The organism is Paenibacillus sp. FSL K6-1318, from assembly GCF_037976905.1.
GTDB classification, from domain to species: Bacteria; Bacillota; Bacilli; order Paenibacillales; family Paenibacillaceae; genus Paenibacillus; species Paenibacillus amylolyticus_A.
Genome location: NZ_CP150270.1, coordinates 2,319,780 through 2,333,939, shown reverse-complemented (window position 1 = coordinate 2,333,939; position 14,160 = coordinate 2,319,780). Strand labels below are relative to the sequence as shown.

Here is a 14,160-nt window from a genome sequence, read left to right as displayed (position 1 = left end):
AGCATGTCGTTTTTCTCCAAAAATTTGTTACTCTCATTTACTAATATCATTATCATCGGGGTAGCACTGATTGCAAGCAGTTACTATTTTCAAAAAACAGTTCTTGTTGATCAGCTGCACGGACAGGTGGAACAAATTACCAAAAAGTGGGCTGAAGATATCAATCCCACCGAAGTACAAGCTGCTATTGCGGAAGGCAGCTATGATGGAACAACTCAAACGAAATTACGAGCGTATTTCGATGAAATGCAAGAATATTATCCTAACATTGCACAAGCCTACATCTTCGGTGTTGAACTTGGTGGCGATAACAAGAGATTAACTTCCCTTGTAGCGATGCCGACCAACCTAAGAGAGGCTTTTCAAAGTGAGAACGTAAATATCGGTGACATGTATGAGCAGCCAGTCGTTGTAGCCAATGCACTGAAAGAAATGCTCAATACGGATCGCCCAACGTTCACAACGTTCTACTCCGATGATTTCGGAACATGGACAACCATTGCTTATCCAATCAAAGACAGCAACGGTAAAATTTTTTCCTATTTTGCCATTGATGCAGATGCATCAGCTGTACCGGCAGGACTGAACTCCTTGCTTAAAAACGGAATTATCATCCTGGTTGCTTTCTTGCTATTATTCCTGATTATCCAATACCTTGTGGTTAAAAACACTCTTTCCCCTATCCGTCACTTGATCAAAGGAATTGATGACGTAAGTCGGGGTAATTTGAATGTCAACATTCCGACAGGCAAGGACGATCTGGGACTCGTTAACGAGAAGTTCAACACGATGGTTCGCAAGATCAACGATACTATCGTAAAAGTGCAAATTACATCCCAAGAAGTGAATCAATCTGCCAAAGAACTATATGAAGTTTCTGAACGCAACAGTGAGAATGCAGATTCTATCAATAATAATGTTACCCAAATCACGTCCAACATTCGTTCACAGGAACAGGCAACCCGGGATAGTGCACGTGCCATGTCCGAGATGGCTACTGTAATCCAAACGATTGCCAGCAGCTCCGCAAGTGTAGCGGATGAAGCCTATGAGATGGAACGTCGTTCGCAACAAGGTAACAGCGTTGTCCGTCAGGTATCTGAACAGATGAATCTGATTACGGAATCGGTTAAGAATACCGCTTCTGCCATTGAGGTTCTGGAGAGTCGTTCACAGGAAATCGGCGATATTCTCAATATCATCTCGGGAATCTCAAGCCAGACGAACTTGCTTGCCCTTAATGCATCCATTGAAGCAGCACGTGTCGGTGAAGAAGGAAGAGGATTTGCAGTTGTGGCAGGTGAAGTACGCAAACTTGCCGAGCAGTCTGAACAAGCGACCAGCCAGGTTGGCGTATTGATCCAAGAGATTCAAGCTGGGATTAAACAAGCTGTACGTGCTATGGAACAAGGTACGTCAGAAGTAGATACAGGGCTCAGCGTAGCCGATCAAACAGGACAATTGTTCGAAGATATTTTAGAAGCAGCGAAAAAAGTGTCTAATCAGATTCAGGAAGTTTCAAGCGCAACAGAAGAAATCTCTGCAGGTACGGAGGAAATGACCGCTACAGCAGATGACTTGTCTTCAAGTGTAAGTAAGACAGCCAATAGCAGTGAGCAAATCTCCTCATCTGTTGATGAGCAAAAAGCATCTTTGATTACACTGGTAGACTCCTCCACACGCCTTAACAGCATGTCTGAGGAACTCCAGGAACTGATCTCTCATTTCAATGTAAGCAAACAATAATTCAAATCCACAAACATTCGGTTTGAACCAAGGAGGAATAACTGAAGTGATTGAAAACCAATCATCATCTTCCCATTCCATGGAATCTAGCTTGCCGGTTCTGCAGATTCCACTGGATTTTGGGCGACGTCAACAATCATTCTCTTATCAGTCTGCTCAAATTACATTACAAGATTCTCTGAGTCGTGAACTTAAACAGAAGTTTGGAGAACAGATGGTGTACCCGGTACTCCTCTCAGCTTATGCAGCCTTGTTATTCCGATTGTCAGCTGAACAGGAACTTACCATAGGTGTGCTAGCTCCCGATCAGGCAGCTTCCTATCTTTCATTACAGATTCAGGGCAAATTGACCTTTGGCGAACTATGTCATCAGGTTTCAGAGCAGCTCAAGATTGATTACACGCTGCAAACCGGTGGATACCCTGAAACGTTGTTTATGCTGAATAGCGTACAGTTGCCTCAAGCACCACAAATATTGAATTGGAACGTTCGAGATGATCAGAACATGCTCATTCTCGATCTGTTCTATGATAGTTCACTGTTGAAAGAATCTACCGTGCTGAGATATGCAGAATACTATCAGACTCTTCTACTCGCCCTCGTGCGTGACAGTGACAAAGCCATCGGTGCGGTGGATATACTTTCCGCCTCAGATCGATTGCTGTACCGTGAAATGAATGATACTTCCGTTCTCGAACCAGCGAATCAGACGGTTCATGGCTGGTTCGAAGCAACGGCAGCAGCATTTCCGGATTCGCCAGCGATTACATCGCCATCTACAAGTTATACGTACAGAGAATTGAATGAACGAGCTAATCAGGTTGCACGTGTTCTCTTATCCAATGGATTGCAGAAAGGTGAATTCGTCAGTATCTTTATGGATCGAAGTCTGGAAACCATCATCTCCCTGCTCGGTATTCTAAAGGCAGGTGGTGCATATGTTCCGATCGACCCTGAGCATCCACAAGAACGTAACAGCTATATTGTCGAAGATACGGCGTCATCATTCGTTCTGACAACGGAGGCTTCTTATGACCAAGCTTCCAGCTTGTTCTCCAGTATAGCTACTGTCCGTCAGATTCTCGCTGTGGATGGTCGTCTAGCCGGGTTCGCAGCAAGCAACCCCAATCTCGATATTCAGCCAGATGATCTGGCGTATATCATCTATACGTCAGGTTCAACAGGTAAGCCCAAAGGTGCGCTGATTGCCCATCGGGGTGTAACCAATCTTGGCAGTGTCGTTCAGCGTGATTGTGACATTCAACCAGGTGATGTATTAACCCAGTTTGCTACATACAGCTTCGATGCATCTGTGTGGGATACCATTGGCGCCTTGTTCTATGGAGCAGAATTGTATCTGTTGTCTGCGGAAGAACGAGTATCTGTTGAAGAATTCGCAAGTGCAATTGAACGGACAGGAACAACCATTATTACAATACTACCTACGATTTTCTTTAATCAGCTCGCTTCCTACTTATCAGAAGAAGGTTTCCACAAGTTGGCCAAAGTCAGAATCATTACTGTAGCCGGAGAAGCTCTCTATGGTGAACAGGTTCGTGCCTTCCAGCGCAAATTCGGAAACCAGATTGATATTGTTAATGTGTACGGACCTACCGAATGTACGGTAGCCACAGCCACTCACCGCATCAGTGAGCAGGTTCCCGAACATGTGGTGAACATCCCTATCGGTAAACCGATTCATAACTACAAAGTATACATTGTGAATGAAGAACATCAGCTCTGTCCGGTAGGTGTGCCTGGTGAGGTATACATTTCTACCCCTGCACTGGCCAAAGGTTATCTGAATCAGCCAGAACGTACAGAGCAAGCATTCATTGAGAATCCGTTTGCGATAGGTGAGAAAATCTACAAGTCTGGCGATATTGCCAAATTGCTCGATACCGGATTACTGGAATATGTCGGTCGCAGTGACTCGCAGCTAAAAATTCGTGGTCACCGGATTGAGATCGGGGAGATTGAAGATCACTTTGCGCGTCTGGATCAGATCCAGAACGTTGCCGTTATTCCGAAGAAAGAATCCGACGGACAGAATATGCTCGTGGGTTACTTTACTTCGAAAGATGGCAGCACCCTTTCTGTTGCGGATATCAAGGCAGAATTGACGGAAAAACTACCTTCTTATTTTGTACCAAAATGGATCTGTCAGCTGGATGAAATGCCGATTGCTCCGACTGGGAAAATCAATCGCAAAGCGATGGTATCCCTGCCTCATGTGGAACGACATGAAGATCGCCCTGATCGGGTCATGCCTGAGACGGAAACGGAATCCATTATCCTGGACGCATGGAAAGAAATTCTTCAGCACGATGACTTCGGTGTCGAAGACAGCTTCTTCAATGTAGGTGGTGATTCACTCCGGGTCATTCATGTACTGGTCATTCTGAAGCCGCATTATCCACAGCTGAAAATTGCCGACTTCTTTGCCGAGAAAACAGTCCGTGCTCTCGCTCGTCGTGTTGGGGTACTGTCTCAAAGTACAGCAGAAGTTACACATTCAGCGGTGACGGATGGCATGATCACACAATTATCCGAACATCCTGTGGAACTGGCGTCCCAGTTGGGGTATCCGGTCATTCGTGAACCTGAGCATGTGTTACTGACCGGAGCAACCGGTTATCTGGGCTCTCATGTGCTGCAACAGTTAATTCTGAATTCCAGTACACGAATCTATACGCTGGTTCGTCGACCATCCAATGGAATAACTGCAATGGATCGTTTGACTAAAGTGCTGGAAGGCTATTTCGGCAAACAACTAACTGATCAACTCGCAGCTCGCGTGGAGATTATTGAAGGGGATCTCGAACAACCCCATCTCGGTCTGACAACTGATCAAACGGCTTATGTCCAAGAACGAATTGACCGTGTCATCCACTGTGCTGCAGACGTACGTCATTTCGGGGATGCTGAGCAGTTCGCCAAAACAAACGTGGCAGGAACGGTCGCATTGCTGGATCTGATTCGCAGCAAACCTGGAGCTTCCTTCCACCATGTATCCACGATGGGTATTCCGGAAGATCTCGCACTTAGCGGACAATGGGAATCCTCACTGCAATATGATCGTTTTCCGGCTGACTTGCATGTGGACAACCTGTATTCGGACAGCAAGCTTGAAGCTGAGAAAGTGCTCATGATTGCCGCAGAGGAAGGTGTACCTGTCAGCATCTATCGCGCAGGTAATCTCACTTGTCACTCTGAGACTGGACGCTTCCAATCCAATATTGATAGCAACGCCTTCTATCGTATGATCAAAGCGATGTTATTGCTTGGCAAGGCTCCTGCTGCTGACTGGATGGTTGATTTTACACCTATCGATTATGCAAGTGAAGCCATTGTTCATCTGGCCTTGCGTCAGGATACAGCCGGTCGTGTATTCCACATCTGTAATCCAGAGCCAATCCGCTATGATGAACTGATCCGTTCTGTGAATCGGGCTGGTTATGCAGTCGAAACACTACCTTTCGCGGAATACACACGTTGGTTGTTTGATGCAAACATCAGCAAAGAGCCCGAAGCTCTTCAGTTGGCTATTGCACAGCTTGAAGGCGACGGTGCTAAAGATTCAGCTTATGTCTATGCCTGCCCTGTCACAACTGCTTATGTGGAACCTGCCGGAATCTCATGTGCGAAAACAGATGATCGCTTCATCTCCGCCATGTTAGACTACGCCGTTCAGATTGGATATTTCCCGTCTGCAATCCGGCGCCATAATGGCACTTCTACAGCAATGGAGTAAGTTCACTTTATCATTAGCATTTAATTAATATAAGTTACACGAAGAGAAGCCACCTTCATCGTCATTCACTGACGACAAGGTGGCTTCTTTGCTTCGTGTGCCTGGATCATTCTTTTACATCCAGCGGATTATTGCAATGATGGCGAGATGCGCTGGATAGAAATAGCGCCACACCCAACGCGGCCCCTTCATGCGGAATCCTGCTTGGTAATACTGAGCAATGGCAATACCGGCGGTTGCCAGCACACTATACATTTGCACAGAGCTGTTATGCAGCAGGAGATATAGCGCATTCAACACAACATGCGCCACGACAAGTACAGGACCTTGGAAATAACGGAATAACAGGACCAATAATAACCCATACATCCCGTAATCCATCTGGCTAATTTCCATGAACCAACCTGCTCCAATTACAATCGGAATGCTCAGTAGGCGGGATGGCAGTTTATCGATAACGAACAGGACCAAAAGAGCTGACCACAGAGTCCATACCACATTCAAAGAGTAATGATTAAACGCGGCCATGAACGGTACTTGCGATATAATTGCAATCCAGAACAGCCGCCATATGTATTTTTGTACGTCTCGTGTATGTTTATACCCGATATACACTGCAAAAGCATAGATTGGAAAAGCGATACGACCTATGATTCTCAGTTCTATAATATGCGGAAAAAAGACAGCCCCTATATGATCAATTAACATCGTGATCATGGCAATCCACTGCATCATGTTGTGACTTCCCTCCCTCTTTCCCGACTACACGGGTCTGCCATTCATGCTTATAGACTAAGTTCATAATACATGAATTTGGTATCCTGTGCATATCCTTCGGATTGATATAAAGCTTGAGCTTGCTTGTTACTTAATTCAGTCGAGAGCGATATACGAAGAACTCCACGCTCAGATGCCAATTGCTTAGATGCTTGCAGCAGCTTCCTTGCAATACCTTGCTGACGATAATCGGGATGCACGAACAGATCATTAAGTACCCAGATGGGCCCCATTGATACCGAGCTGAAGCTGGGATACAGCTGAACGAATGCGGCACAATTCAAACCATTCGAGAGTGGCTTATCGTTGGTTTCATCTGTCCGATGATCACTTTCCACAACTGTTTCTGCTACTAAAATCACCGATTCATGGTGTTCCATTCGTTCTTTAATATACTGACATGCTGCCTCTATGTCAGCATTTTGGTTGTAGAACATCCTGTACTCATTGAACAATCGTCCCACTTCTTGAAGATCCGCAAGATCTGCTTGTCTGATTCGGTGCCGCACTTCCTTCAACTCCTTTGGGATGGAGACAATCGTCTCATCGTTTGTATGTAAACCTATTGTAAAACAATCCCTTCCCTTTCCCCATTCATCATCTGCATCAAAGTTTGTAGTATCTTGGACATGGACTCGCTATTCGTCCATACGCGCTTCCAGTTTGCATCTTGCTTATCGAGTCCATGGCAATTCTGTGTGTTTTGTTATATTGACTTCGAATTGGCAAAAATAAAAAGGCGACCAAAGCATCTGCTGCTCCGTCGCCGTAATTCTTCAGTTCGAGTTCGATTCAGCATTCTGCTGTTGCTGAGAAGGATCGGCATCAGGGAAAATGACGCCTTTCTTCAGAATCAGATTAGCATATTGTGCACGCTCTCCGGTTGCAACAATCACATAGGCACGCGAAGCACGTTCATAAAAGTCAAATCGCTCTTCATGATCGAATGCATCCGTTATGCCTTCGTATTCTTCAATTAACCGGCGGTAGTCTTCCCATATGATTGGTATCACCTGATCCCCTTCCACAACCTGCATGACAGCAGCGGGACGCTCGGCATAGGTATCCAGTGGATATAATTGCAGGATGGCTTCCAGCAGTTCGACGACTCCCAGTGCATCACAGCGTATCAGTCGCTTGGCATGACTGGCTGCCGGGAAATTGCCATCAGCCAGAACCAGCTCGTCTCCATGCCCCATTTCAGACATGATTTTCAGTAGCTCTGGAGGGATTATTGCAGGAATATTCTTTAGCATACACAGCTCTCCTTGGTCTTCTCCAACATCGGTTAGAGCGAATTGGTTTTCTCCATTCTTCAAACACTGTGGACATGGATGCCATAGAAGCGGTTTCATCTCCATTCTAACAGTATTTTTTGATCATTGCATCGCGTACACATATGTTCGATATAAGAATATTTCATTTTGACAAAAATACTTGTTTGCCATATAGTTGTTATAACAACTAATTGATTGGAACATTTTTATAATGGAAAGCGAGGTCTCGCAATCACATGGACTATACACTGGAACAATCTGTTGGATTCATGCTGGGTTTCACGCATCGTAAAGCAGTTGCTTTACTTGCTACGCGGTTCAAACCTTATGATATTACGACAGAACAATTTTCTGTCCTTTTTAATGTTGACCGAGGTGAAGGTGTGAATCAGAAAGAGTTGGCCTCACGTGTCTTCAAAGACCAACCAACCACTGCCCGGATTATTGATCTGCTTGAAAAGAAAGGCTGGGTAGAACGCCGGACCAGCGAACAGGATCGTAGAGCCTATCTGTTATATCTCACCAAGGAAGGCAAAGCGTTAATCGATATCCTCGTTCCGATTGAAAGAGAAATGAATAAAGAACTTGCTGAAGGTATATCCGAAGACCAGATGGAAGCATTTAAACATACTCTTTCCCTCATTAACCGCAATCTGTAATGAATCACAACTCAGGGGGAATACATCATCATGAAAGAAAAATCTACACAAGTTAGGCTATGGACCACCGATTTTATTCTGCTAATGCTGTGCAACTTTTTGCTGTTCTTGCAGCTGCACATGATCGTCTCTCCACTTCCGTCCTACGTTCAGGAGCGATTTCACGCAAATGCGTTTGAGGTCAGTCTCTTTACCTGTCTATTTGCCCTAAGTGCCATTGCAGCCCGTCTTTATTCCGCGAAAGCATTGGAGAAGGGCCTTCGTAACGCCATGATCTATATAGGACTTTCCATAGCCCTGCTGGCAACACTCGGCTATTATTTTGCTGCAGGTATAGCTGTGCTCTTATTGCTCAGAATGTTGTTTGGTATCGGGTTTGGTATGAGTAGCACCGCTTTTCCAACGATGGCCTCGGACATTGTGCCCGTTAAACGAATGGGTGAAGGCATGGGTTACTTCGGGCTATCGACTAGCCTGGCTATGTCTATGGGTCCAATTATAGGGGTCACTCTGCTCCAAGGTGCAGGATTCGTAACCCTGATGTTATGTACTGCGGGTGTCCTCGTTGTCATCTATCCACTGAGTTATTCGCTGACACGCAAAAAAGCCAGCAGAACCGATAACAGTGCGAACATTATGCCACAGGCTGCAACCAGCGCTTCAGGATCGCAATCGAAGCAGAAGACACCTTTCAACCGCAAGCTGATTCTGCCCAGTGTGCTGAATTGCCTGTTATCCATCACGTATGGTGGGCTTGTTGGATTCATCGTCTTGTATGGCAAGGAAGCCAATCTGGCCAATCCTGCGCTGTTCTTTTTGTTCAATGCACTCGCCGTGTTACTGGTTAGACCATTTGCAGGACGGATCTATGACAACAAAGGTCCCAAAGCGTTGCTCATTCCAGGGGCCATATTTATTGCTATCGGGCTCATTCTGCTCTCTTACGCAACCTCCATGTCCACCCTGTTCATTGCTGCCTTTATCTACGGGATTGGCTATGGTTCCATGCAGTCCTCTCTCCAGACCTGGATGATTCAGGTGGTCTCTCCTTCACAACGGGGGATGGCTAACGGCATGTTTTTGAACTCGCTGGATCTGGGTATTGCGACTGGTGCACTTCTACTTGGTGCCATTGCGTCCATGACCAGTTATACCGATATGTACCGTTATTCCGTGATGTTCATGATTTTGTTCTTGCTTATATATCTGGTTCAGGGAAAACGAAGCGGCAGCTTCTCCATTGAACCTCATGCTCTGCTCGCGCATACTCATATCCCTGCAACGGAATCAGAATCAGATCAAGATCAATCCAAGAATTCACAAACTGGAACTAGCAACACCGAAGCGGGCCAGTCGAGTAAAAGCAGACACGAATGATTCGTTAATCATGCTGCTCATAGAAACGCGTTTACACCGAGAAAGCAAACTCATCTGCTTTCTTAGGCGTAAACGCGTTTTTTTATCAACAGATTTGGGTGTTTAACCTTAAGGTACCACTGGAATGAACGTGACTTATCAGCAACCATCTATCTAGAATGGGCTTTTTTTGCGACCGATTGGACCATACCCTCTACTCGTCTCGATCATATCCATATGTGTTTCATCCTGTTTTGGCTCGCTTCCTGAAGTAGGTTGGTCGCCGTGATCCGGCTTAACTGCGAACAATGTGAGCAACCCGCCCACTGCGCCGGACGCGGCGAGCACACCAAAAAGCAGAAAATGATGAGATCCGATCAGCAAAGACACTACCGGTGGACCAAGAGATACGCCAATGAAGCGCATGCTGCTGAACAGAGCTGTGATCGTACCCCGTTGTTTTTTGTCCACGCCCTCTGTAATCAAGGCATCCAGACACGGCAACGTTGCGCCTATTCCGGCACTTCCCAATGTGAATAGACCCACTACAACATAGATATTATCGAATAAACCTATAACGCCAAGGGATACCGTCAGAAGCGCAAGCCCTGTGAAGCCAAGCCATTTCATTCGTGTTTTGTTTTTGCCAATCCACTTCCCTGCCAGGAATGAAGACAGACATAGCGCTGCCAGCGGAATCGCAAGGACAAGTCCTTTGAGAACACCTTTCAAGGCGAATTCGCTCTCGAGTGTCTCGGACAGGTAATATAACACACCAAAGATGACAAACATGCAAATACCACCGATTGCAAACAACGCATACAACCAGCGTCCCTTTTCTTTCAGTACGTCACGAATGGAAGCCACAAATTCAGGAAAGGTGGGAGGCTTTTCTTTTTTTCGGGGTGTTTTCACCAGGAAAATAACCAGAATCAACGAAAGCACACATAATACAGGAATAGCCATAAATGGTGCATACCACAACCAGACAGCCAGCGCTGCACCCAGAATTGGACTTATTACTTTACCAAATGTATTGGAGGTCTCGATGATTCCCAGGCTTTTACTCACCTCATTCTCATCATTGAACATGTCCCCAACCAATGGAATGACAATAGGGAACGCACCTGCTGCGCCAATTCCTTGCAATAACCTGCCACCCAGAATGGTCCAGTAGGCTACATTTCCATTGAGCATCCATGCTGCCACGCCAGCCACAGCACCTCCGACGGCTGCAATGACGAGGCTGGGAATAATCACTGCTTTTCTGCCAAAACGATCCGACAAATAACCTGCGAGAGGTATAAGCAGGATGGCAACTACAGCGTAGACTGTAATGAGCATGCTGACCTTGAATGCAGATACCTTCAATTCACGTTCAATCTGTGGCAGGATCGGTATAAGCATGGAGTTACCCAAAGTCATAATTAAAGGGATGGAAGCAAGTGCGACGAGGTCCCACTTTTTATCGTTCATACCACAACCACCTTTACAGGTTCTACACACAACAGCATTATTGTGGTTGTTTCGGAGGTTGATTATGCAGGACATGCTGGATGTTACCGCTTGTTCACACAAAAAAGCTGCCCTGCACGTATTCGTGCAAGACAGCTCCTTTGGTTCAATATTTACAACTACAACAACCTAAAGTGCCGTAACGCTGCTCCACCTTTGAAAATAATATACAGTTCATTCACTTTATGTGGAGCCTCAAGCGAACACTGAATTGTTGTCCACTTGATATCTTTCCCATTCACACTGCCTCCAGGTCCGGAAACGTCACACACACCAAGCAGATCGCCCTCCAGTCCTCCAGAACGAATCTCCAGTATCCCCGCTTCCCCAAAGGCTGCAACTCTGGCTTCAAATCCGTGCAGTTCCTGAACAGCATTATGGTTGAAAGAGATCCAAGATGACTGACCATCTCGATATAAGGGTTCTTCCCGAGTGATTGCCCGAACTGCCGAACGTCCTTCCAAACATTCATCCAACAGAACACCTGCACAAGCATCATAATTCTCGGCAAAGGTAAGCAAGTGCAGCGGACGATCAGGAATCGTCTCACCTTCAATCTCAATATCAGCCGACTGGCGTATATCTGCGGAAGAACGCCCTGCAAGGATGGCCCAGGTCGCTGTCTCCAGGCAGTATCGATCTCGGGTAACATCCCATAGCGCCAGCTTCTGAACAGGAACCTCGAAACGTACCGTAATACGCGCCCCTGCTTTGACATGAACACGACGGAAAGCAAGCAATTGCTTCTGAGCACGTTTCACACGTGAGGTATGTGCAGATCCATAGATCTGAACGACTTCATCACTGTCACGTTTACCCTTATTGTATACCTCTACTTCAATCTTCAATTGATCAGTGGTGGCTTCCGCCGTAGTATCACGACTTACACGAATCGCCTCGTATTCGAATTCCGAATAGGTCAGACCATGACCAAATGCATATTGTACCGGTCCATCATGATACATATAGGTCATATCATTCTGAATGATGTCATAGTCCATCATGTCAGGGAGCTGGGATTCATCTTCATACCATGTCATGTTCAATCTCCCTGCCGGGGCATAATGACCTAACAGCACATCCGAAAGCGCATTCCCCAATTCCTGACCTGCATGTGTCATATACACGATTGCCCGGGCAATATCTTTCAACTCCTGCAAGGCAAATGGATAACTGCCCATAATGACAACCACCGTATTAGGATTGGCCTCACATACAGCTTTGACAAGCTCCACCTGATCTGGCGGAAGCAGCAGACTTGGGCGGTCAATTTCTTCTTTGCCGTTGATATATGGACTATTGCCCACAACAACGACAGATGCCTGGCTATGGCGTGCTGCTTCTACGGCCTGTTCTATTCCGTGTGTCACGATGTCGATCTCGAAGGTCGCAAATTCGGATATGTTGCTTGGTAATTGACTTGTGCGTCCAGAGTCACCGTTATCATCCAGAGTTGTACCGGTCGCTTGTTCTGTCTGCGGTGGTATTGGTATTAAAACAGAACGTCCCTGATATTCGCTTAGTCCAACGGGAATACTATTCCATGTCCGCAAGGTGTTGCTCCCGTCCGTTTGGGGATCGAATTGTACAACTTCCTTCACGAACCAGCCACCGATTTCTGGTGCGTTCGCCTGATAGATGCCTTGCTCGGTTAAACTTACATATCGATTATTGTTCACACTTCTCAGCGTATGACTTCCCCAGCCCCAATCCTGATGTACGAACTGGGCTGCAGGTGCACTACTCTCTGGTACAGCAGCGAGTGTGCCTTCGGCACCGAGGGTTATAACCTGTCCGTCTGATGTCTTCAGACTAATACGGTCATTCCCATCGGCATAAGTCACGTCTGCTTCAGGTAGCCGATTGCGCAATCCATCGAGGATGGATACACGATAAGGCAGTGTGCCACTGTACCAATCGGTATAGACAACATCCGCAAGTGGTCCAATGACACTGATCTTCTGCAATGCTTCTGGTTGCAAAGGAAGCAAGCCATCATTTTTTAGCAAAACAATTGATTCGGCAGCAGCACGATAACTGAGTTTAGCATGTTCTGGTGCACATAATACCGACTCAGGTATGGAGGCATAAGGGTTACGTCCCGACTGATCCAGTTGTCCAAGTCGCATCCGGACACCGAAGATGTTGCGGATCGCTCGGTCCAGATCAGCTACCTCCAACAGATCCCGGCCAAGAGCTTCCTCCAGAGCAGATACGACAAGATCAACTTCATCTGTGAGACAGTCCACCCCTGCCTTCAACGCACCTGCTGCCGACTCGGCATGGCTGGTATGGTAACCGTGATAATCGACCGTCTGAGACAGGTCCCCACCATCACACACAATAAAACCAGGCATCGACCACTCACCCTTAACCACATCATTCACATATGGACTTTCAATGGCAGGTGTACCATTAATGGAATTGTAAGCTGTCATCATGGACAAGGCTCCGCCTTCCACGAATGGTGTCTCAAATGCTTTTAAATAATATTCACGCAAGTTGCGCGGATCGATGCTGGATGAACAATTCAGCCGATCTTTCTCATTATTATTGGCAAAAAAGTGTTTCAATGTAGCGACCATTTTCAGATAAAAAGGATCATTTCCCTGCATGCCTTTGACGAGTGCTGCCGACATCTCTCCCGTGAGGACCGGATCTTCCCCGTATCCCTCTTCCGTTCTGCCCCAGCGTGGATCACGTTCTAGGTCAACTGTAGGTGCCCATAATGTTAACCCGTGAACCTCAGGATCACGGTGATGGTATGCCCTTGCTTCATCGCCAATAACGGAACCAATCTCCCGCATGAGCCGCGTATTCCAGGTACTTGATAGACCGAGAGGTTGCGGAAACACCGTTGCCTCCCCTTTCCACGCCACCCCGTGGGCAGCTTCGCCCCCAACATTGTAGGCTGGAATGCCAAGTCTTGGTACAGCTGCTTCGCGCGTAGGAATTAGTCGAATTTTCTCCTCCGTTGTCAATCGTGTAATCAGATCATCCAACCGTTCCTCAAGTGAAAGTGACGCGTCCCACATCGGGTATTGATGATACTCCTTCATCCTTCATTCCTCCTACA

The 14,160-nt window shown here is 46.5% G+C and carries 9 protein-coding genes; 4 read left to right on the top strand and 5 right to left on the bottom strand.

Going from position 1 to position 14,160, the window contains the following annotated elements; all coding sequences use genetic code 11:
- Nucleotides 1–3: 3 nt before the first annotated feature.
- Together NYE45_RS10415 and NYE45_RS10410 are read left to right on the top strand one after the other, a co-directional pair.
- Nucleotides 4–1,746, top strand: coding sequence for a methyl-accepting chemotaxis protein (locus NYE45_RS10415; protein WP_340017350.1), 1,743 nt, complete (start codon nucleotides 4–6; stop codon nucleotides 1,744–1,746).
- 79 nt (nucleotides 1,747–1,825) lie between these two features.
- The gene (locus NYE45_RS10410; RefSeq protein ID WP_340017349.1) at nucleotides 1,826–5,500 is read left to right on the top strand and encodes an amino acid adenylation domain-containing protein; all 3,675 of its coding nucleotides are present in this window, start codon (nucleotides 1,826–1,828) and stop codon (nucleotides 5,498–5,500) included.
- A gap of 114 nt (nucleotides 5,501–5,614) precedes the next feature.
- Here NYE45_RS10410 and NYE45_RS10405 read toward each other — a convergent pair whose 3' ends face one another.
- From NYE45_RS10405 to NYE45_RS10395, 3 genes are all read right to left on the bottom strand, one after another.
- A complete protein-coding gene (locus NYE45_RS10405) occupies nucleotides 5,615–6,235 on the bottom strand; it encodes a conjugal transfer protein TraX (RefSeq protein ID WP_260986497.1) in 621 nt (206 codons plus the stop codon).
- 50 nt (nucleotides 6,236–6,285) lie between these two features.
- Nucleotides 6,286–6,786: a GNAT family N-acetyltransferase gene (locus tag NYE45_RS10400; RefSeq protein ID WP_340016595.1), complete on the bottom strand. Its 501-nt coding sequence runs from the start codon at nucleotides 6,784–6,786 to the stop codon at nucleotides 6,286–6,288.
- 267 nt (nucleotides 6,787–7,053) lie between these two features.
- Nucleotides 7,054–7,533: an RbsD/FucU domain-containing protein gene (locus tag NYE45_RS10395; protein WP_340016594.1), complete on the bottom strand. Its 480-nt coding sequence runs from the start codon at nucleotides 7,531–7,533 to the stop codon at nucleotides 7,054–7,056.
- Between the two features lie 257 nt (nucleotides 7,534–7,790).
- Between NYE45_RS10395 and NYE45_RS10390 the strand changes: the two genes are divergently transcribed.
- Both NYE45_RS10390 and NYE45_RS10385 read left to right on the top strand, forming a co-directional pair.
- Entirely contained in the window at nucleotides 7,791–8,213 is a 423-nt protein-coding gene (locus NYE45_RS10390) for a MarR family transcriptional regulator (RefSeq protein WP_264929466.1), read from the top strand.
- Nucleotides 8,214–8,243: 30 nt separating this feature from the next.
- On the top strand, nucleotides 8,244–9,590 hold the full coding sequence (locus NYE45_RS10385; RefSeq protein ID WP_340016593.1) for an MFS transporter: 1,347 nt from the start codon (nucleotides 8,244–8,246) through the stop codon (nucleotides 9,588–9,590).
- A gap of 153 nt (nucleotides 9,591–9,743) precedes the next feature.
- On the opposite strand, the gene NYE45_RS10380 is transcribed toward NYE45_RS10385, so the two are convergent.
- Nucleotides 9,744–11,045 (bottom strand): MFS transporter, encoded by a 1,302-nt coding sequence (locus NYE45_RS10380; protein WP_340016592.1) that lies wholly within the window; start codon nucleotides 11,043–11,045, stop codon nucleotides 9,744–9,746.
- Between the two features lie 158 nt (nucleotides 11,046–11,203).
- Nucleotides 11,204–14,143 carry a glycoside hydrolase family 3 C-terminal domain-containing protein gene (locus NYE45_RS10375; RefSeq protein WP_340016591.1) on the bottom strand — a complete coding sequence of 980 codons (2,940 nt, stop codon included), beginning with the start codon at nucleotides 14,141–14,143 and terminating at the stop codon, nucleotides 11,204–11,206.
- Nucleotides 14,144–14,160 lie beyond the last annotated feature (17 nt).